We start from the raw sequence: 19,853 nt of genomic DNA, 5'->3' as shown, positions 1-19,853 counted from the left end.
CCAGCACCGGAGCAATCGCTGTGACCGATACCGATCTTGCCGATATCTATCGAGGCTACATCGCTTGCCTCAACAATCAGGATTGGCGCAACCTGCATCGGTTCGTCCATGACGAGGTGCACTATAATGGCGACCGGGTCGGGCTGGCGGGTTACCGCAAAAAGCTGGAGCGGGATTTATCCGAGATTCCGGACCTCTATTTCGACATCCAGCTGCTGATTTCGGATACGCCCTTCATAGCCAGCCGGCTCCAATTCAACTGCACGCCGATCGGAGACTTCCTCGGCCTGCCCGTCAACGGCAGGAAGGTCTCCTTCAGCGAGAACGTCTTCTACGAATTTCTCGACGACAGGATCAGGCACGTCTGGTCGGTGATCGACAAGGCGGCCATCGAAGCGCAGCTTTAGTCTCAATCGTTCGTAAAAATCGATCGTTCTAACGAAAATAATTCGTTGGAAAGATTGGTTCTGGAATGGCATTCCTCGGCGATACCAGCCCGGAGCATTGCATTGTCTTCCTTTACCCACATTGCGAACGATATTCCGAAAAGCCTGATTTCTGCCGATCTTCCCCGGGGACAAAAATCTCTCAAATGGAGCGGCATCGTGCCAGGCATCGTCTTGGTCGCGATGATCACCGGGGTCGCCTTCTCGGCCCGCAATGTCTCCGGCTTCGCTTTGTTCAGCCCGATGATAACCGCCGTCGTCGCCGGCATGATCTATTCCAACGTGCTCGGCACGCCCGCCCACGCCAAGGCCGGCATCGCGTTTTCGCAGCGCCGGCTGCTGCGCTTTGCCATCGTGCTGCTCGGCTTTCAGCTGACGCTTGGCCAGATGGTGTCGATCGGCGCCAGCGGTGTCGGGATCGTGGCGGCTACGCTCGGCGCCACCTTCGTCTTCACCATCACGCTCGGCCGGCTGATCGGCGTCGACGCCAAGCTGGCGCAGCTGATCGCCGCCGGCACTTCGGTCTGCGGCGCCTCGGCCATCGTCGCCACCAACATCGTCACCGATGCGCGCGACGAGGACGTCACCTACGCCGTCGCCTCGATCACGTTGTTCGGCACCGTCGCCATGCTCGGCTTCCCGCTCATGGCGCCTATGCTCGGCCTCGACCAGCACGCTTTCGGCCTGTGGGCCGGCGCTTCGATCCATGAGGTGGCGCAAGTCATCGGCGCCGGCTTCCAGAACGGCACCCAGTCCGGCGAGATCGCCACCGTCGCCAAGCTGACCCGCGTCGCCATGCTGGCGCCGATGGTCATCACGCTCGGCCTGATGGCCCGCCGCAAAAGCAGCGGTCAGTCGGCCGCACAGCCGCCCATGCCTTGGTTCGTCGCCGCCTTTGTCGCCGTCGTCGCGCTGAACAGCTTGGTCACCGTGCCGGCCGAGATGAAGTCGGCAATGGCGCTCGCCACCACCATCATGCTGACCATGGGGCTGGCCGCCATGGGCCTGCAGGCAGACATTTCGCAGCTGCGCTCGCGCGGCCTGCGCCCGCTGGCGCTCGCCTTCTCGGCCTTCCTGTTCATCGGCTGCTTCAGCCTGATGCTGGTGAAGTTCGCCTAGTCCAGACCCGGCCAGGGCATGTTGAGATTCAGGTCAGGCCGGAGCGAGAACGATGGCTTCCGAGAACCGGAGCGGAGCGTACTTAAGTACGTGAGCACCGGAAGCGCAGGAAGCCGCCGTTCGCAGCCCGGCCTCACCTGAATATCAGCATGCCCTAATCCTCGAACGAACTCGCCGCGGCGTAGATCGCCGCCAGCGTCTCTATGCCGGCCTGGTCGGCCTTGTCGAAGCGGGCCGGCAGCGGGCTGTCGAGGTCGAGCACGCCGAAGACGCCCTCATCGTCCTCCAGCAGCACCACCAGTTCTGAACGCGAATCGGCGTCGCAGGCGATGTGGCCTGGGAAATCATGCACGTCCGTGATCAGCATCGAGGTGCCGAGTTCGACCGCCGTTCCGCACACACCCTTGCCGACGGCGATGCGCACGCAAGCCGGCTTGCCCTGGAACGGCCCGAGCACCATTTCCTCGTCCGATTGCAGGAAATAGAACCCCGCCCAGTTGAGATCCGGCACCATCTGGAAGATCAGCGCCGCGGTGTTGGCGGCGTTGGCGATCGAATCGCGCTCGCCGTCGAGCAGCGCCTTCAGTTGCGTGGCGAGGTCGCGATAGAACGCGGCCTTGTCTGAGGTGTCGATGGCTTTGGCCGCAAGCATGGCTTGTCTCCGTAGTCAGAATCGCGGTTGCGTTTCCGCAAGCTCTCTGCACCAAACGACCACCGGACGATACTAGCTTGAACTCCAGTCGCAGCGAAAGTCGGAAGAAGATGCCTGTCCGACACTCGGCAGCACGGCACGTCCATCGAACCGTGCTGCCTTGATCAAGAAGGCAAGTCCATCAGCCGGCGGGTTTGTACGCGCCGGCTGCCTTTTTGGCGGCTGCGAGCACTGCCTTCATGTCGAGTTCTTCCAGAACAACCATCTCGGTCAGCGAGCCGCTCGCTCGCACCGCAAGGGACATGCCAATCCCCGCTGACTGGTCCGGCACCTCGCCATTGACGACGACGTCATAGATGCCGCGCGTGAACATCATGCTGGTCATCTTGCCGCCAACGCTTTCAAAAAGCGCCTTGACCGCAGCTTGCCTGTCCGAGCCTTGCATCAATCCTTTGGCGGCATGAGGCGCATAGTTTGCCAAAATAGTCACTTTCATGGGTATTTCCTCCAAATGTCACTGTCTCGTGGCTGCTCCATAATTCGAGCGGCACGGAGTGATTTTTCGGTAACAATCGCAGGCGCCCTTGGACGCGTTGGCGGCCGAGGGCCCGCTGCCTGAGAAATATGCGCCTTGGCTAATATAATGACAATACCAGACAGGCCGTTAGCAGCCACCGGATTGCGGAAGTGATCTGGCTGGATCTCGGCTCGGCCAATGGCATCGAGCTCGGGCCGAAAAGTGGCGGCGGCGCCGCAGATTCACATCGGGCGTTTGGGTTCGCTCTTTGATGGCTTCGGCGTGTTGAAATCGGATTTCTTGTGCTTGTCGGCGGCAATCCTGCGGATGCGGTCGAAGCGGCTTTCCTCGGTTTTTTCGGTCGTCACGACCGTCTCTGGCTTCCGCACGAACGTGATCATGGATCCGTCTCCTGGGCTAGAGGCCTGCACGCCGGGAGAAAATACCCCCGGCGGTAGTTATCCAGGCTCCATTGAAGAGCCGGGGTGGCTGAATTCAGGACAGGTCTGAAAGGTGGCTTTTATGAAATCACCTTTCGCAGGCCGGCCGAATCTTAGTAGCCGCCCATGCCGCCGCCACCGCCACCCGCAGGTGCGGCATCCTTGGCCGGAATGTCGGTGATCATCGCTTCGGCGGTGATCAGAAGGGCTGCGATCGAGCCGGCATCCTGCAGCGCGGTGCGCACCACTTTCGCCGGGTCGACGATGCCCGCCTTGATCATGTCGACATAGACCTCGTTCTGGGCGTCGAAGCCCTGATTGTGGTCCTTGCTGTCGATCAGCTTGCCGACGACGATCGAGCCTTCGACGCCGGAATTCTCGGCGATCTGGCGGATCGGCGCTTCGAGCGCCCGAAGCACGATCGAGATGCCCGCGGTGACATCGGCATTGGCGCCATTCAAGCCGGCCAGTGCCGACCTGGCACGCAGGAGTGCCACGCCTCCGCCGGGCACGATGCCTTCTTCAACCGCGGCGCGCGTTGCGTTCAGAGCATCGTCGATGCGGTCCTTCTTTTCCTTGACTTCCGACTCGGTGGCGCCGCCGACGCGGATGACGGCAACACCGCCGGAGAGTTTGGCCAGCCGCTCCTGCAGCTTTTCCTTATCGTAGTCGGAGGTCGTCTCCTCGATCTGGCCCTTGATCTGGGCGACGCGCGCCTGGATGGTCGCCTTGGTGCCGGCGCCGTCGATGATCGTGGTGGTGTCCTTCTCGATCAGCACGCGCTTGGCACGGCCCAGCATCTCGACAGTGACGTTTTCGAGCTTGATGCCGAGATCCTCGGAGATCATCTGGCCCGATGTCAGCACGGCGATGTCTTCCAGCATCGCCTTGCGGCGGTCGCCGAAACCCGGCGCCTTGACGGCCGCGACCTTCAGGCCACCGCGCAATTTGTTGACGACAAGCGTGGCGAGTGCCTCGCCTTCGACGTCCTCGGAGATGATCAGCAGCGGTTTGCCGCTTTGCACCACCGCTTCGAGGATCGGCAGCATCGCCTGCAGATTGCCGAGCTTCTTCTCGTGGATGAGGATGTAGGGGTCTTCCAGCTCGGCTCGCATCTTGTCGGCATTGGTGACGAAGTAGGGCGAGAGGTAACCGCGGTCGAACTGCATGCCTTCGACGACGTCGAGCTCGGTGTCGGCGGTCTTGGCCTCCTCGACGGTGATGACGCCGTCATTGCCGACCTTGTCCATCGCCTTGGCGATCATCTCGCCGACGCTGGCATCGCCATTGGCGGCGATGGTGCCGACCTGGGCGATTTCGGCCGACGACTTGACCTTCTTGGCGCGGGCCTGGATTTCCTTGACCACGGCGGAAACTGCCTGGTCGATGCCGCGCTTGAGATCCATCGGGTTCATGCCGGCGGCGACCAGCTTGGCGCCTTCGCGCAGGATCGAGGCGGCCAGCACCGTAGCGGTGGTGGTGCCGTCACCGGCCAGATCGTTGGTCTTCGAGGCGACTTCGCGCACCATCTGCGCGCCCATGTTCTCGAACTTGTCGGCAAGCTCGATTTCCTTGGCGACGGTGACGCCGTCCTTGGTGATGCGCGGAGCGCCATAGGCCTTGTCGAGGATGACGTTGCGGCCCTTGGGACCGAGCGTGACCTTCACAGCATTGTTGAGGATCTCGACGCCGCGCAGCATGCGGTCGCGCGCATCGGTGGAGAATTTGATTTCCTTGGCAGACATGATTTTTATCCAGTTTGGTCGGAGAAAATGAGATCAGGCAGCTTTCTTGGCGGCCGCGCTCTTGTCGATGACGCCCGTCTCGCTCTTGTCGATCACGCCAGTCTCGCTCTTGTCGATGACGCCCATGATGTCAGCTTCCTTCATGATCAGAAGGTCCTCGCCATCGATCTTGACCTCGGTGCCCGACCATTTGCCGAACAGGATGAAGTCGCCTGCCTTGACTTCGAGTGGAACAAGCGCGCCGTTTTCGTCACGGGCGCCAGGCCCAACGGCGATGACTTCGCCTTCCGCGGGCTTTTCCTTGGCATTGTCCGGGATGATGATACCGCCCTTGGATTTGATATCGCCTTCGGCGCGACGAATGACGACGCGGTCGTGGAGTGGCCGAAATTTCATGGGAACATTCTTTCTGGGGCCGGCACAGGCGGCCACGCCCCCTTTCTATAGACGCATTGGCACTCGATAGATAGGAGTGCCAAAAATTATTCGCGCCCGAATTAAATATTCAAAAGTATTATTTCGGCGGCCGGTTTCGTGATATCCGCAGATCGTCAAATAATTCAAAAGATTGAATTTTGCCGATCGAGTGCCTATTTGTCGGACGAGTTCACTTTCACGATTTCAGGTACAAGGGAGATTTCTTCGATGGCCGAAGGCAATCAGACGATCATGGAAAAAGCTGAAGCCCGCTTTGTCGACAAGCAGAAGAAGACAGCGGAGAAAAACAAGGCAACCGCCGAATATATGTCCGAAGCGAGGGCCCGGGAGATCAAGACGGCAAGGCTCAGGGAACTGCGGCTGGCCAAGGAAGAGGCTGACCGCGTCGCCGAGGCTCTCAATCCTACGCCGAAGAAGAAGCGGGTGACCAAGAAAGCCACGGAGGCCAAGACATGAGTCTCACCTTCCCCAACCGTAGCCGCAGCTATGACGAGGCCGGCCAGCGCATCCGTTTCGTCGGCTATGATGGCATGTTCCAGATCTCCTTTTCGGTCGCCGCCGACGCGATGGCGAAGATGCAGCCAGCAGCCGCAGCCAATGAGGCCGGTTACCTCGCCACATTCGACACCGAGGGCAGCGCCATCCGCGAAGTGGCGTCGAGGGCTTACGACCGCACCCACAGGAGCATGTATGTGCTGACGGCAGCCGATTTCGGCTGAGGACCGAATGGCGGCGACGGCGATCAGGGCCTGCGCCCTGCCCTCCGCGCGTCCTAACGCCGGGTCCGTGGCGCTCACGGCTCCACACCGCAGTCTTGGGTATCGATGGTCACGCAACGCAGGGTCATGATCGTCGAGGCCAAGACGCTTCCAAGTGAAAGCGCTGCTGGCCTCGTTCCGCCCACCTTTCGTCACGAAAGGTGGGTTAGGTAGCCTCGAGTTCCATTACCTTCACTGCCGCTTTGGCGAGAAATCCAGAACGGGTGTAACCATGAGCCTCGGCGAAGGCATCTATTCGCTGAAGAACGTCATCTGGTAGAGTGACGTTTACCCGCACCGCCTTTTTTGCTTCGGTTTTCAGGCCAACTAGAATGGCGACACCATCGCGGTTGACAGACGACGCCATAACCTCGGTTAGAGACGAGGGTTCTGGAATAGCCTCCCCATCTTCGACAAGCCCTTCCACATGAAAGGCAAGGGCCTCTTCGGCCATAACTCGCGCGTCATCCAAGTCCTTTCCTGCCGTAATCACGCCAGGAAAATCAGGAAAAGACACGCCGAAGTCGCTTTCGCCATCCTTATGGATAAGCCCAATATACTGCTTCATGTCTCTCACCTCAGTCTCAATCCGGACTGCTTTTCGATACTGCGCAGGGTGCCGATGGGTATGTCTCGCTTGGGGTGCGGAACAGTGACCCGTCCCGGTTTGTCGTTATGCTTGAACTGAGCATGACTGCCTTTTCGAGCAACTTCGAACCATCCATCGCCAACCAATCTTGCAATCATATCGGCGCTCTTCATGTGTGTATGAATACACACTTATCCTCGCGATGTCAATGAAAACTGGTCCAGGCCGAATCAGCCTGTATGACCGCGGCGGTCGCTTGGCGAACGCTGTTGTCGAAAGCAGTGCCGGTTCCATCGTGGTTCAATTCCCTGGATCATCTGGCTCGCGCTCAACGGCAACTCAGGCGATGAGGTCGCGGACTCAATGGTGCGGCCTGACGGCAGCCGGTTCCGGCCGATCAGCCGAGATCCATCTCCTCGACCATTCCAAACCTGAAGTCATTGCCCTGTCCAGAACCATTTTTCCGCTTGAACGACCATCAGATCTGGCTTAGCCTTGGTTTGAGAAAAGGTTTTTCCAAACATTTCCGATCGGGCTTGGCCATGTGCCGGGCCTCGCTCGGACCAGTAAGAGAAAACCTTTTCCCAGCTAAGGATTCTCGGCGCGATGCCATCGGACGATCTGCCTGTTCCGGTCTTTTCCAAGCCAGTCACCTTGCGTGACGTGGCCGCGCAGGCCGGTGTCAGCGTCGCTACCGCCTCGAAGGCGCTCAACAACCAGGGGCGAATGACCGGCGAAACGCGCGAACGCATCCGCGAGACGGCGCGGCGCCTCGGCTTCCGGCCCAACAGCCTGGCGCAGAGCCTGCTCCGGCGGCGCAGCTTCACTGTCGGCCTGCTCACCAATGATACCTATGGCCGCTTCTCGCTGCCGCTGATGTCGGGCATCTCGGACGCGCTGGTCGACAATGGCGTGTCGGTGTTCCTGTGCAATGTCGAGGAGGATCCGCGGCTGGGTCAGATGCATGTCGATGCCATGCTCGACAAGCGCGTCGACGGCATCATCGCCACCGGCAAGCGCATCGACCGCCATCTGCCCGTCGACCTCAGCAATCTGCGCGTCCCGGTGATCTATGCCTTCACGCAGCCCGATCCCGACGCCATCGCCTTCGTTTCGGACGATTCCGACGGCGCCCGGCTTGCTGTCGAGCACCTTTGCCGGCTGGGCTGGAAGCGCATCGCCCATGTCACCGGCCCAGCGAGCTTTGCCGTGGTGCACGCCCGCGCCCAGGCTTACCGCGACGTGCTGATCGAAAACGGCCTGCCGGTCACCGAGCCGCTGCTCGGCTCCTGGTCGGAAGCCTGGGGCCACGCGGCGGTGGCGCAGCTATTCGACGGCAAGAGCGAGAGGCCGGACGCCGTCTTCTGCGGCAACGACCAGATCGCGCGCGGCGTTATCGATGCCTTGCGCGAGCGCGGCCTGAACGTTCCGCGCGATGTCGGCGTCATCGGTTTCGACAATTGGGAGATCGTGGCCGAGGCAACGCGCCCGCCGCTGACCTCCATCGACATGAACCTGGTCGCACTCGGGCGCGAGGCCGGGCTGACCCTGCTTTCGCTGGTCGGCGGCAAGCCCGCCGCGCCGGGCATTCGAAAACTGCCGTGCCGGCTGGTGGTGCGGCAGTCATGCGGCCATCCGCTGGATGGCTGAAAACCAAGCGCCGCGCAATCGGCGCCAAGCCGCGGAGCGCGGTCAAACCTGGAGGAGGAGAACATGAGGAACCTGATTGCCAAACTGGCCCTGGCTGCTGCCGTTCTGGGTAGCGGTCTCGGCACTGCCGCCGCCGAGACGGCCAACATCTGGGTGCGCGCCGACGGCTCGAATTTCATGCCGAGGATCGTCGACGCCTACAACAAGGCGCACACCAACCAGGTCAAGCTGGACATCATCCCCAATGCCGAGATCATCCCGAAATATGGTGCAGCGGCCGCCGGCGGCACGGCGCCCGACGCGCTGTCGCTCGACCTGATCTACACGCCGTCCTTCGCCGCTGCCGGCCAGTTGGAGGATATCACCGACTGGGCCAAGTCGCTGCCCTATTTCGCCAGCCTGTCGCCGGCGCATGTGAAGACCGGCACCTACAAGGACCACATTTACGGCCTGCCGTTCTCCGCCGACGCCTCGGTGCTGATCTGGAACAAGAAGCTGTTCAAGCAGGCCGGCCTCGACCCTGAGAAGGGGCCGACCAACTGGGCCGAGATCGCGGCCGACGCCGAGAAGGTCAACGCACTCGGCGGCAACATCAAGGGCTTTTACTTCTCGGGCAATTGCGGCGGCTGCAACATCTTCACCTTCACGCCGCTGATCTGGGCGTCTGGCGGCGACATCCTCTCGGAGGACGGGTCCAAGGCGACGCTGGATAGCCCGCAATTGCGCGGCGCCATCGATCTCTACCGCTCGATGGTCAAGAAGGACCTGGTGCCGGCAGGCGCGCAGACCGACACCGGCGCCAACTTCTTCGCCGCCTTCGCCGCCGGCAATATCGGTATCTCACCCTCCGGCGCCTTCGCCATCGGCGCGCTCAACACCCAGTATCCCGATATCGACTACGGCGTCACCTTCCTGCCGGGCAAGGATAGCGGCTGGTCGTCCTTTGCCGGCGGCGACAATTTCGTCGTCACCAAGGGCACCACGAAACTGCCCGTGGTGAAGGAATTCCTCGATTTCGCCTATTCGCTCGAGGGCCAGACCATCCTCGCCAAATACGGCAGCCTGCCGGTGCGCGGCGACATCGCCAAGGAAGCGCTGAAGGATCTCGATCCGCGCTACCAGATCGCCGCCGAGGCCATGGCCAAGGGCCGCACGCCCTATTCGGTGGTGTTCAACGACCTGATCAACTCCGCCAACGGGCCGTGGACGCAGATGATCAACGAGGTCTTCTTCGGCGACGACGTCGACGGCGCGATCGCCAATGCGCAGGAGACGATGCAGTCGATCATCGACCAGGCGCCGCAGAAATAGCGGCGTCTGCCGGCCGCCCGCTCGTCTCCCTGGGCGGGTGGCCGCCCCAGCTCCCCCTTGAGGGGAGGATGACATCGCATCCGTCAATGCAGGCTATTCGACATGGAAGCTTTGAGACATCCGCTCGGCCTATCCAGCTTGGGTTCCTCACCCCCACGTGAGTGGGGGAGAGGTGGCTCGGCGAAGCCGAGACAGAGAGGGGGACTGCGCCCTACGAAGGCCCCCTCTCCGGCCGCTTCGCGGCCACCTCTCCCCCGCCTCTGGCGGGGGCGAGGAACCCAAGCTGGAATTCCCTCCTCACAAGGGGAACGGAAAGCAAGAGCAGAGCAGCCATGACCTCCCTCGCAACCATCACCGCGCCGCCCCGCGCCCGAAGACTCGTCGGCGCCGGACGGCAATGGATCGGCCTGCTCTATGTAGCGCCGGCCATCGCGCTGGTCGTCGTCTTCTTTCTCATCCCGCTCGGCATGACGGCATGGATGTCGCTGCACAACTGGCCCTTGATGGGCGAGCACAGCTATGTCGGCCTCGGCAACTATGTCGCTATCCTGCGCGACACAAGGTTCTGGAACGCGCTGCGCTTCACCGCCTACTACACCGTGATCGTCACCATCGCGATCTTCGTGGTGGCGTTCCCGCTGGCGCTGTTCGTCGAACGCCCACGGCCCCTGACCAATCTCTACCGGACCATGTTCTTCATGCCGGCGGTGGTCGGTTTCGCCTCGGCCAGCCTGCTCTGGTCATGGCTCTTGAATGTCGATTCCGGCCTGTTCAGCCCGGCCGCCTACGATCTCGGCCTGATCGACAAGAAATTCAACCTGCTGGCCACCTTCCAGCCGGCCTTCTGGTCGATCATCGCCATGGTCGTCTGGAAGGTCGCCGGCTTCACCATGATCATCCTGATGGCCGGCCTGCAGTCGATCCCGCAGGACCTGCAGGAGGCCGCAGTCATTGACGGCGCCGGGCCGTTCGCCAGGTTCCGCGCGATCACCCTGCCGCTGATGCGCCGCACACTGGCGCTCGCGCTGATCCTGTCGGTCGCCGGCTCGATCCTCGCTTTCGACCAGTTCTACATCATCCTGCGTGGCGGTCCGCGCAACCAGACGCTGACGGCCGTCTACTGGATCTTCAACCAGTCTTTCGTCTCGTTCAAGCTCGGTTACGGGGCCGCGCTCTCGATGGTCCTGCTCGTCGTCCTGGTGGCGCTCAGCCTCGTCCAGCTGTGGCTGCTGCGCAAGCCGGAGGGGCTCGACTGATGGCGCAGGCCGCTTCCCCCAACCGCCGGCTCCTCGCTAGCATCGGCGAGCATTCGACCGGCATCATCGCCTCGGTGCTGTTTGCGGCGCCGATCGTGTGGGCGGTGCTGTCGGCGTTCAAGCCAGCGGCCGAGGCACGCCTGCCGCCGCTGCCGCCCTGGCCGACATCAGGCTTTTCGCTGGAGAACTATGCCACGCTCAACAGCTTCGGCGACGGGCTCTGGGTCTCGGCGCAAAACAGCATCTACGTCTCGGTGATGACCGTGCTGCTATCTGTCGCCGTCAGCGTGCTGGCCGGTTACGGTTTTTCGCGATTCCGGTTTCCGTTCAAGGACCTGTTCTTCATCCTCATCCTATCGACGATCATGATCCCGTTCCAGTCGATCCTGACGCCCATCTTCCTGGTGCTGACCAAGCTTGGCCTGCACAACACGCTGACCGGCCTGGTCGGCGTCTATGTGACGCTGCAGCTGCCGTTCTCCATCTTCATGATGCGCAATGCATTCGACGCGGTGCCGCGCGAGATCGAGGAAGCCGCCCGCATGGACGGTGCCGGCAATCTCACCATGCTTTTGAAGGTGATGCTGCCGCTGGTCTGGCCGGGCGTCGTCACCATCGCGCTATTTGCCTTCCTCGGCGCCTGGAACGAATTCCTCGCAGCCCTCGTGCTGATGACCGACCAGTCCAAGTTCACGCTGCCGGTGATGATGACCGCACTGCAGTCGGGCCGCTTCGGCGCCATCGACTGGGGTGCGGTGCAGGCGGGCGTCACAGTCATGATGGTGCCTTGCCTCATCCTGTTCCTGGTCCTGCAGCGCTTCTACATCCGCGGCCTGATGGCCGGGGCCATCAAATAGACAGACCGAATGGAGTGAGTACATGACCGCATCGCCATCCGCAAAAACCGGAAAACCAAAGCTCGCCTTCCGCCCGCTGCCGGTGCCGCAGGTCGACGTGCACGGCTTCTGGGGCGACCGCGCCGACGCGGTAGCCACACGCACCGCCGATATCCTCTACGACCGCTGCGTCGAGGCCCGCATGCTGGAGCAGATCGACCCGGACCGGCCCTCGCCCGGCGTCGTCATTCCTTTCCACTCGCCCTCGCCCGACGAAGCCGACCGCCAGGGCGCGGAATTCACCGGGTCGACGGTGACCACGCAGATGTTCTGGGATTCCGATCTCGGCAAGACGATCGAGACCGCGGCCTATTCGCTCTACCGGCGCAAGAATCCAGAACTGGAGAAGAAGATCGATGCCGTCATCGACATGTACGGCAAACTGCAGCAGGAGGACGGCTATCTCTCGAGCTGGTACCAGCGCATCCAGCCCGGCAAGCGCTGGACCAATCTGCGCGACTGCCATGAACTCTATTGCGCCGGCCACCTCATCGAGGGTGCGGTCGCCTATTACCAGGCGACGGGAAAACGCAAGCTGCTCGACATCATGTGCCGCTATGCCGACCATATCGCGTCGGTGCTCGGCCCCGAACCCGGCAAGAAGAAGGGCTATTGCGGCCACGAGGAGATCGAGCTGGCGCTGGTCAAGCTGGCGCGGGTGACCGGCGAGCGAAAATACATGGATCTCGCCAAATACTTCATCGACCAGCGCGGCCAGCAGCCGCATTATTTCGACGAGGAGGCCCGCGCCCGCGGCGCCGACCCGAAGGCCTACCATTTCAAGACCTATGAATACAGCCAGTCGCACATTCCAGTGCGCGAGCAGGACAAGGTGGTCGGCCATGCGGTCAGGGCGATGTACCTCTATTCGGGCATGGCCGACATCGCCACCGAATATGGCGACGACAGCTTGCGAGTGGCACTCGACCATCTGTGGGACGATCTCACCACCAAGAGCCTCTACATCACCGGCGGGCTCGGGCCGTCGGCTCACAATGAAGGTTTCACCAGCGACTACGATCTGCCCAACGAAAGCGCCTATGCCGAGACCTGTGCCGCGGTCGGACTGGTGTTCTGGGCGAACCGCATGCTCGGCATGGGGCCGAATGCCCGCTATGCCGACATGATGGAACGCGCCCTCTACAATGGCTCGATCTCGGGCCTGTCGCTCGACGGCTCGCTGTTCTTCTATGAAAACCCGCTGGAAAGCCGAGGCAAGCACAATAGGTGGAAATGGCACCGCTGCCCCTGCTGCCCGCCCAATATCGGGCGCATGGTCGCCTCGATCGGCAGCTATTTCTACAGCCTGGCCGACGACGCGCTGGCCGTCCATCTCTATGGCGACTCGACCGCCCGCTTCGATATATCAGGCGTGCCGGTGAGCCTGACGCAGGCAAGCCGCTATCCCTGGGACGGTGCCGTCGAGATCACGATCGAGCCGCAGGCGCCGGTTGCGTTCACATTGCACCTGCGCATCCCGGCGTGGAGCACCGACGCTGCGCTCAAGGTCAATGGTGAGGCGGTCAAGTTGGCGGATGTCACCAGCGACGGCTACGCGGCGATCCGGCGGACATGGAAGAAGGGCGACCAGGTGCGGCTCGATCTCGAAATGCCGATCGAGCGGCTTTACGCCAACCCGCAGGTGCGCCAGGATGCCGGCCGCGTCGCGCTGTCGCGCGGGCCGCTGATCTACTGCGTCGAGGCGACCGACAATGACAGCCAGCTGCATCGGCTGACGCTGCCAAGGACGGCCAGCCTCGAAGCGCAGCACCGGCCCGAGCTTCTCGGCGGCGTGGTGACGCTGTCGGCTACAGCACTTGCCGATGCCGCAGACGGATGGCAAAGCGGGCTCTACAGGCCCGAACCGCCGGCCACGACAGAGACGCGCCTGACCGCCATTCCCTACTTCGCCTGGGACAACCGCGAGCCTGGCGAAATGCTGGTTTGGCTCAGAGATGGGTGAAGCGGCCTATCTCCTCGGCCACCAGTTCCTGCAATCGCCAAAGATTACGGTCGCGGATACCGCAGGTTTCGAGGTGACGGATGGTCGCGAACAGATATTCAGCGCCCGAGCCCCAATGACCGACGGCCGTGGCCAGCGTTGCCGCGATCACCTGCTTGTCGAGCTTGCCGGCATAACGCGGATTGGCGGGATCGACGACGAAGCCAAGCGCGCGGCATAGGCCGTCACCTGTCCTGACCCGCAGCCAGCGCGGCACGTTGACGGCGGGCAGAACGGTCATCTCGCGGCGCAGCAGCGCTTCGAGATTGGCCGCCACCGGTTCGGCGATCTCGAACACCATGCCCTGGCACTGGCCGCCACGATCGAGCGCCATCATCAGGCCGGGCCGCTCGACCGTGCCGCGAAAACGCTTGACGGTGAAACAGAAGGACCGATGCCAGCCCGTTGCCACCGCCCTTTCGCCGCCACGCAATTCGCCAACCGGATTCCACAACAGTGAACCATAGGCGAACAGCCTTGTGGGCCCCACCGGGGCCGAAGCCAGCACCTCGTCGCGGACGCGCGCATAGTCGGCGTCGGTCATGTAGACCATGCCCGGCGTCGGCCCGGCATCCTCGACCGCGCGCATGGTGCGGGCGACGAGCTCCTCGGTCAGCGCCATCGGCGCCTTGCGCGGCGATACGGCAGAAATCGGCTTGTTCATTTTCGCGCCCCCGGCCCTCTCCGCCATGTTTGCCCAAGGCAGAGGGATACTCAAGGTCCATGTGACCGGCGCGAAATCCGGTGACTGATGCCGGGCGTGCGCGATTTGCTCGCCCGGCTGCTGGTCTATTCTAGTGTTTGGTGCTCTTGCCGCCGATGGGAATGCGCTTTGTCCTGCTCTGCGCCTTCTCGGACTTCGGCAAAGTGACGAACAGCACGCCATTGCGGAAATCGGCCGCTACCTTGTCCTCTTCGACTTCGAAACCGATCGGAATGCGACGTTCGAAGCGGCCGTAGAACCGCTCGGAGAACTGACGTTCCTTGTCGTCGGTTTCGGCCTGTTTTTCACCGCGCAACGTCAGGACGCCGTCATCGAGCAACACCTCGATGTCCTTATCCTCCATGCCGGGTATCTCGGCCGTCACACGGATCTCCTTGTCCGTTTCGGAGATTTCCACGCTGGGCCAGCTACCGCCGGCCGAAGACAACATGGACGGAAGCCGTGAGCCGAAGCCGCGAAACATGTCGTCGACAAGGCGGCTCATCTCGCGATGCAGGCTCATGAACGGGTCCTGGTCGCGGTCGCGAAACAGGGTAGAAGCCTGGTTGGCGTCGCGGCTCCATGGCATTAGATCACGAATGGTCATTGCATTGCTCCTTTCTTGATCCTGGTTTTTGTTCGTTTACATGCCATGCTCCGGGGGACAATGTGCCGTCCGACCCACACCCCATTTGCGCTTTCTGTTTTTCGCTCCCTTCTGTTCCGATCCGCTCCACCTGGGAAACACCCTGGACCAGGTCTCGCGGGCCTTCATCGCCTCCGGCTACCTGGTGCCCGAGTTTGACGGCCACAAAACCACCACTCTCCGCGGCGCCGCCATGAAGCCGGCGCCCGCGTCGGCACCGGTATGATTGATTTGGGGTTTGCCGCGGTGGGGTCAAGATCCGATAATGCAATGTGATCGTAGAACTGCGGTGGCGCCGGCGCGCGTGGCGGTCACGGCGGAGGCCGCCGGCCGGTGCGAAATCCGGACACCGCGGAACGAGACCAAGTCTGAGGCGTTTTACTCAGTTGGAGGGCGTTATGAACGATGCGTCGGCGAAGCCCATCGGGCCGGTGCTTACATCGGCCGAACGGGTCAACACGCTATCGCATTTTCATCGCGCTGAGATCGCGCGCATGGCGGGGTGGCGAGATCGGCTCGACCGGACGACGAACTGGGCGATCACGGTGGTGGCGGCGCTGCTTTCGGTGTCGCTGTCCACGGCCAGTGCGCATCACGGCGTGCTGCTGTTCGCCATGCTGCTGATCCTCCTGCTGCTGTGGATCGAGGCGCGCCGCTATCGCTTCTTCGATTTCTATCGGGCTCGCGTGCGCCAGTTCGAGCGTCACTATTTCGCGCAGATCTTCTCCCCGCAACCCGACTTTGCCTCTGATTGGCTGCTCATCGTCGGCGAAGGCCTGCGCGCGCCGAAGTTTCTGCTGTCGCAGCGCGCTGCGCTGGCGCGCCGCCTGCGGCGAAACTACATCTACCTGTTCCTGATCCTACTGCTGGCCTGGATGGTCAAGATATCGACCCCCAGTCTTCAGGCCGTGGGCCTCAGGACCGGGTTTGTCGGTTCGCTTCGCGAGGCCGTCGACAGCGCCGCCCTTGGCCCCATTCCCGGTGTGGCGATCGTGGTCGTTGTGGCGGCATTCTATGCCGGGCTGTTCGCCATCGTCTTTTTCGTGGCCGGCGACGACGGCGAACTTTCCTTCGGCGACGTCCATGTTTGACGTCGATGTCTGGCGACACGCGGCTGCAACGCAAATGATGGCCTGCGCGTTGTGATGGTCAGTCTGCCGAGGCGTTTTGAGGGAATTCATGACCTGTCGATCGGCAACGACGTCACGCAGCATTGCGCCGGCCCTTTTGCTGGCCGTATTCGGTTTGGCGTCGGCAGGCACGACCTTCGCCGCGCAGCCGGCAGGCCACGCTTCGGGCATGGGTGGCTCGGCGGAGGGGGTGTTCGTCGCCGAGATCGTCTTGCTGCTTCTGGTCGGCCGGGGTGTCGGAGAGATCTTCCAGCGCCACGGTCAGCCGGCGGTCATGGGCCAGCTCATCGGCGGCATCCTGCTCGGGCCCTCATTGTTCGGCTGGCTGTGGCCCGACGCGCAGCACCTGATCTTCTCGACCGATCCGGCGCAGAAAAGCATGATCGACGCGGTCTCGCAGCTCGGCATTCTGCTGCTTCTGCTCTTGACCGGCATGGAGACAGACCTGCGCCTCGTGCGTCGGGTGGGCGCGGCCTGCTTTTCGATCTCGATCACCGGCGTCATCGTGCCCTTCGTCTGCGGTTTCGCACTGGCGCAGTTCCTGCCCGACACATTGCTGCCCAACCCGACGCAGCGCGTCGTCGCCGGGCTGTTCCTGGGCACGGCGCTATCGATCTCCTCAGTCAAGATCGTCGCCATGGTGGTGCGCGAAATGAACTTCATGCGCCGCAATCTCGGCCAGGTCATCATCTCATCGGCGATCATCGAGGATACGATCGGCTGGCTCATCATCGCCGTCACCTTCGGCATCGCCACCAACGGCAGCCTGCAGCTGCTGCCGCTGCTCACCACGGTCGCCGAGGTGGCGCTGTTCATGGTGTTCTCCTTCACCATAGGCCGCCGGCTGGTGTTCATGCTGATCCGCTGGAGCAACGACTCTTTCCGCAGCGAATACGCCGTCATCACCGTCATCCTCCTCATCATGGGCGTGATGGCGCTGATCACCAATCTGATCGGTGTGCACACCGTCCTCGGTGCCTTCGTCGCGGGCATCCTTGTTGGCGAATCGCCGATCCTGTCCGCCCACATCGAGGGCCAATTGCGCGGCGTCATCACAGCGCTGTTCATGCCAATCTTCTTCGGCATGGCCGGCCTGTCAGCCGACCTCACCGTGCTTGCCGACCCGACGCTGGCGCTGCTGACGCTGGCGCTGCTGGTCATTGCCAGTATCGGCAAGTTCGGCGGCGCCTTCCTCGGCGGCAGGATTGCCGGCATGTCGCTGAAGGAGGCAATCGCCGTCGGCAGCGCCATGAACGCACGCGGCTCGACCGAGGTTATCGTCGCCAGCATCGGCCTGTCGATGAACATCCTCTCCCACAACCTCTTCACCATGATCGTCACCATGGCCGCCCTCACCACGCTCGCCATGCCACCAATGTTGCGCTGGGCGCTCGGCCGCTTGCCTGTCGACGATGTCGAGAAGCAGCGCGTCGACCGCGAATTGCTCGACGAGCGCGGCTTCATCTCGAAGCTTGAGCGGTTGCTGCTGCTGGTCGACGACAGCCCGATCGGCAAGTTCACCGCCTACCTCGCCGGACTGGTTGGCGGCGGCAGCGGCATGCCGACCACTTTGCTCCATCTCAAGGATGGCAAGCTCGCCGGCCCGACCCGCGACAAGGGCCCGGAACAGTCAGTCAAGGAAGTGAAGAAGGGTGCGCGGAAGAGCGCAAAGGCCGTCAGCAAGGCCGAGGACACCTTGGTCGCGAAAGTCCATCTGACCACCCGCACTGAATCCGGGGCGACAGCCGCGACGATCGCCGAGGAGGCCCGCAAAGGCTACGGCCTGCTGCTGCTCGGCCTGGAAGACGCTTTCACGGTGAAGGGGTCGTTCACACCGGCGCTGAACGACATCACCGAAGGGTTCGACGGCCCGCTATGCCTGGTGCTGAAAGGCGCCGGATCCACCGGCAAGATGCCGGTATTGCGGACCGGAACCACCATACTGGTTCCCGTCAACGGCACCGAAGTGTCGCGCCGCGCCGCCGATCTGGCCCTGGCGCTGGCACGCCCGAATCGGGCGCGCGTGAAGGTTCTCTACGTCTCGAAGGCGGCGCGGCAAGGCGGGAGGATCACGTCCGTCTCGCACCGGCGCGAAGAAGCCATGCTGAAGGATATTGCCGATCTGGCCGTTCGGTATGGCGTACAGGTCGACACCGCAATCCGCACCCGCGCCCCTGACAAGGCGATCGCCAGGGAGGTCGCCAAGGGGGCTGCCCTGGTGGTGATGGGTGTAACGCAAAGGCCGGGCGAAGAGCTGTTCTTCGGCGATACCGCGACGGCGGTGCTTGCCGCCGTCACCTGCCCGGTGGTGCTTCTGGCCAGCGAACGCATCCGCTCCGCGGAGGCCAGAAAGGAGGTTACCGAGGTTGGCGCTTGATCTACACTCCGCCGGAAGACGGCATTCGAGCCTAGAAGCCGAAGAAGTGCTTGCCGATCATGTAGCCCAGCGCCGNCTACACTCCGCCGGAAGACGGCATTCGAGCCTAGAAGCCGAAGAAGTGCTTGCCGATCATGTAGCCCAGCGCCGCCACGACCAGCGGGAACAGTGCCGGTGCGGCCTTGCTGAACACGGAGATCCTGGCGTCCTTTGGCGGCATATAACGCGCGTTGCCGAGATTCTTGGTCATGGCTACTCCAGGCGGATCGCTTGATTAGCAAATGCTTATTAACAGCATGGCCGCATTAACGGTTTGCAAAGAAATTAGATCGAATAGCCGACCATTGGCCGGGGGGGCGCAGGGTTGAACAAGCGCACGCCATGCGTGCGCAGTCGAACAGGCAGCGAGGCCTTTAAAAAAGAAATCCGGGAGCTATGTCGGACTGGCCGCCTCTCGTTCGTCCTTTGGCCATTGAACAAACAATCACGAAAGGATCTGGAATATGCCCGGCACCGTACGTCTGCACCGCGTTCTGACGACCAGCCCGCAGAAGGTCTATCGCGCCTTCACCGAGGCGGATGCGCTGGCGAAATGGCTTCCGCCGAACGGCTTCACCTGCACGGTCGATCACCTTGAGGCGAAGGTCGGCGGGACGTTCAAGATGGCCTTCCGCAACTTCACGACCGGCGGCAGCCATTCCTTCGGCGGCGAGTATCTCGAACTCGTTCCAGGAGAACGCCTGCGCTATACCGACCGATTCGACGACCCCAACCTGCCCGGCGAGATCCAGGTGACCGTAATCTTGAAAAAAGTGTCGGTCGGCACCGAGATCGACATCACCCAGGCCGGCATTCCGGATGCGATTCCGGTCGAGGCCTGCTATCTCGGCTGGCAGGAATCGCTCAGGAACCTGGCAAAGCTCGTCGAACCCGAGATCAATCAGTAGGCTGCGGCCGCCAGCTTTGGGTGTCGCACAAAAAGCGGCACGGAGAGCTTGACCAGAGACGGCGCATGTGGACCTTTTCCACCCAAAGGGAGGTTTGCATGCGACGTTTCCTGGCCGTGCTTTGCGCTGTAATCCTTGCCTCTTCGGCTGAGGCCAAAACGATAGTGTCCTGAAGGTTCTGCAAAAAGTTTTGGAGAGAGAACGGTCGTCGCGCTGAGGCGAAAGCGGCCA

23 protein-coding genes are annotated in these 19,853 nt (G+C 62.3%); 12 read left to right on the top strand and 11 right to left on the bottom strand.

What is annotated here, in order from left to right; translation table 11 throughout:
• Nucleotides 1–20: 20 nt before the first annotated feature.
• Together X744_RS153475 and X744_RS153480 are read left to right on the top strand one after the other, a co-directional pair.
• On the top strand, nucleotides 21–407 hold the full coding sequence (locus X744_RS153475) for an ester cyclase (RefSeq protein WP_023760022.1): 387 nt from the start codon (nucleotides 21–23) through the stop codon (nucleotides 405–407).
• 102 nt (nucleotides 408–509) lie between these two features.
• Nucleotides 510–1,565, top strand: coding sequence for a YeiH family protein (locus tag X744_RS153480; RefSeq protein ID WP_023760021.1), 1,056 nt, complete (start codon nucleotides 510–512; stop codon nucleotides 1,563–1,565).
• Between the two features lie 154 nt (nucleotides 1,566–1,719).
• Here X744_RS153480 and X744_RS153485 read toward each other — a convergent pair whose 3' ends face one another.
• The 5 genes from X744_RS153485 to X744_RS0137225 form a co-directional block, all read right to left on the bottom strand.
• Nucleotides 1,720–2,217: a GAF domain-containing protein gene (locus X744_RS153485; RefSeq protein WP_023760020.1), complete on the bottom strand. Its 498-nt coding sequence runs from the start codon at nucleotides 2,215–2,217 to the stop codon at nucleotides 1,720–1,722.
• 181 nt (nucleotides 2,218–2,398) lie between these two features.
• Nucleotides 2,399–2,713: a GYD domain-containing protein gene (locus tag X744_RS153490; RefSeq protein WP_023760019.1), complete on the bottom strand. Its 315-nt coding sequence runs from the start codon at nucleotides 2,711–2,713 to the stop codon at nucleotides 2,399–2,401.
• Between the two features lie 263 nt (nucleotides 2,714–2,976).
• Nucleotides 2,977–3,135, bottom strand: a complete 159-nt coding sequence (locus X744_RS1000000174500; RefSeq protein WP_023760018.1) for a hypothetical protein — start codon at nucleotides 3,133–3,135, stop codon at nucleotides 2,977–2,979.
• Nucleotides 3,136–3,287: 152 nt separating this feature from the next.
• The gene (gene groL / locus X744_RS153495) at nucleotides 3,288–4,919 is read right to left on the bottom strand and encodes a chaperonin GroEL (RefSeq protein WP_023760017.1); all 1,632 of its coding nucleotides are present in this window, start codon (nucleotides 4,917–4,919) and stop codon (nucleotides 3,288–3,290) included.
• Nucleotides 4,920–4,952: 33 nt separating this feature from the next.
• The gene (locus X744_RS0137225; protein ID WP_023760016.1) at nucleotides 4,953–5,315 is read right to left on the bottom strand and encodes a co-chaperone GroES; all 363 of its coding nucleotides are present in this window, start codon (nucleotides 5,313–5,315) and stop codon (nucleotides 4,953–4,955) included.
• A gap of 249 nt (nucleotides 5,316–5,564) precedes the next feature.
• Here X744_RS0137225 and X744_RS153500 point away from each other — a divergent pair, with 249 nt between their 5' ends.
• A complete protein-coding gene (locus tag X744_RS153500) occupies nucleotides 5,565–5,813 on the top strand; it encodes a hypothetical protein (RefSeq protein WP_023760015.1) in 249 nt (82 codons plus the stop codon).
• Complete coding sequence (locus tag X744_RS153505; protein ID WP_023760014.1) at nucleotides 5,810–6,076, top strand: DUF1488 domain-containing protein; 267 nt, start codon at nucleotides 5,810–5,812, stop codon at nucleotides 6,074–6,076. The genes X744_RS153500 and X744_RS153505 overlap by 4 nt, the downstream gene beginning before the upstream one ends.
• 205 nt (nucleotides 6,077–6,281) lie before the next feature.
• On the opposite strand, the gene X744_RS153510 is transcribed toward X744_RS153505, so the two are convergent.
• Together X744_RS153510 and X744_RS1000000172210 are read right to left on the bottom strand one after the other, a co-directional pair.
• The gene (locus X744_RS153510; protein ID WP_023760013.1) at nucleotides 6,282–6,683 is read right to left on the bottom strand and encodes a type II toxin-antitoxin system HicB family antitoxin; all 402 of its coding nucleotides are present in this window, start codon (nucleotides 6,681–6,683) and stop codon (nucleotides 6,282–6,284) included.
• A 5-nt stretch (nucleotides 6,684–6,688) separates the two neighbouring features.
• Nucleotides 6,689–6,877, bottom strand: coding sequence for a type II toxin-antitoxin system HicA family toxin (locus tag X744_RS1000000172210; protein ID WP_084025473.1), 189 nt, complete (start codon nucleotides 6,875–6,877; stop codon nucleotides 6,689–6,691).
• Nucleotides 6,878–7,310: 433 nt separating this feature from the next.
• Between X744_RS1000000172210 and X744_RS153515 the strand changes: the two genes are divergently transcribed.
• The 5 genes from X744_RS153515 to X744_RS153535 all read left to right on the top strand — a co-directional run bounded on the left by X744_RS153515 (nucleotide 7,311) and on the right by X744_RS153535 (nucleotide 13,780).
• Complete coding sequence (locus tag X744_RS153515; protein ID WP_023760012.1) at nucleotides 7,311–8,354, top strand: LacI family DNA-binding transcriptional regulator; 1,044 nt, start codon at nucleotides 7,311–7,313, stop codon at nucleotides 8,352–8,354.
• Nucleotides 8,355–8,417: 63 nt separating this feature from the next.
• A complete protein-coding gene (locus tag X744_RS153520; RefSeq protein WP_023760011.1) occupies nucleotides 8,418–9,665 on the top strand; it encodes a sugar ABC transporter substrate-binding protein in 1,248 nt (415 codons plus the stop codon).
• A gap of 332 nt (nucleotides 9,666–9,997) precedes the next feature.
• On the top strand, nucleotides 9,998–10,921 hold the full coding sequence (locus X744_RS153525; protein ID WP_023760010.1) for a sugar ABC transporter permease: 924 nt from the start codon (nucleotides 9,998–10,000) through the stop codon (nucleotides 10,919–10,921).
• Nucleotides 10,921–11,778: a carbohydrate ABC transporter permease gene (locus X744_RS153530; protein ID WP_023760009.1), complete on the top strand. Its 858-nt coding sequence runs from the start codon at nucleotides 10,921–10,923 to the stop codon at nucleotides 11,776–11,778. Before X744_RS153525 ends, X744_RS153530 begins: the two co-directional genes overlap by 1 nt.
• Before the next feature lie 22 nt (nucleotides 11,779–11,800).
• The gene (locus tag X744_RS153535) at nucleotides 11,801–13,780 is read left to right on the top strand and encodes a glycoside hydrolase family 127 protein (protein ID WP_023760008.1); all 1,980 of its coding nucleotides are present in this window, start codon (nucleotides 11,801–11,803) and stop codon (nucleotides 13,778–13,780) included.
• Here X744_RS153535 and X744_RS153540 read toward each other — a convergent pair.
• Nucleotides 13,767–14,483 (bottom strand): gamma-glutamylcyclotransferase, encoded by a 717-nt coding sequence (locus X744_RS153540; protein WP_023760007.1) that lies wholly within the window; start codon nucleotides 14,481–14,483, stop codon nucleotides 13,767–13,769. The two genes, X744_RS153535 and X744_RS153540, sit on opposite strands and share 14 nt — an antisense overlap.
• A gap of 130 nt (nucleotides 14,484–14,613) precedes the next feature.
• Entirely contained in the window at nucleotides 14,614–15,129 is a 516-nt protein-coding gene (locus X744_RS153545) for an Hsp20/alpha crystallin family protein (protein WP_031260414.1), read from the bottom strand.
• 437 nt (nucleotides 15,130–15,566) lie between these two features.
• Here X744_RS153545 and X744_RS153555 point away from each other — a divergent pair, with 437 nt between their 5' ends.
• Together X744_RS153555 and X744_RS153560 are read left to right on the top strand one after the other, a co-directional pair.
• Entirely contained in the window at nucleotides 15,567–16,259 is a 693-nt protein-coding gene (locus X744_RS153555; protein WP_023760004.1) for a DUF2270 domain-containing protein, read from the top strand.
• 88 nt (nucleotides 16,260–16,347) lie between these two features.
• On the top strand, nucleotides 16,348–18,675 hold the full coding sequence (locus X744_RS153560) for a cation:proton antiporter (RefSeq protein WP_031260412.1): 2,328 nt from the start codon (nucleotides 16,348–16,350) through the stop codon (nucleotides 18,673–18,675).
• Between the two features lie 106 nt (nucleotides 18,676–18,781).
• Here the strand turns inward: X744_RS153560 and X744_RS1000000172205 are convergent, their stop codons facing one another.
• Entirely contained in the window at nucleotides 18,782–18,925 is a 144-nt protein-coding gene (locus X744_RS1000000172205; protein WP_023760002.1) for a hypothetical protein, read from the bottom strand.
• A 253-nt stretch (nucleotides 18,926–19,178) separates the two neighbouring features.
• On the opposite strand from X744_RS1000000172205, the gene X744_RS153565 reads away from it, so the two are divergent.
• The gene (locus X744_RS153565; RefSeq protein ID WP_023760001.1) at nucleotides 19,179–19,622 is read left to right on the top strand and encodes an SRPBCC family protein; all 444 of its coding nucleotides are present in this window, start codon (nucleotides 19,179–19,181) and stop codon (nucleotides 19,620–19,622) included.
• Here X744_RS153565 and X744_RS1000000174810 read toward each other — a convergent pair.
• Nucleotides 19,616–19,853: hypothetical protein (locus X744_RS1000000174810; RefSeq protein WP_210164167.1), on the bottom strand; the 238-nt coding region annotated here is incomplete at its 5' end. The genes X744_RS153565 and X744_RS1000000174810 overlap by 7 nt on opposite strands.

This window comes from Mesorhizobium sp. LNHC252B00, assembly GCF_000502955.1.
Classification (GTDB): domain Bacteria; phylum Pseudomonadota; class Alphaproteobacteria; order Rhizobiales; family Rhizobiaceae; genus Mesorhizobium.
The sequence above is the reverse complement of the archived record's forward strand: the minus strand, read 5'-3'. Positions and strand labels throughout refer to the sequence as shown.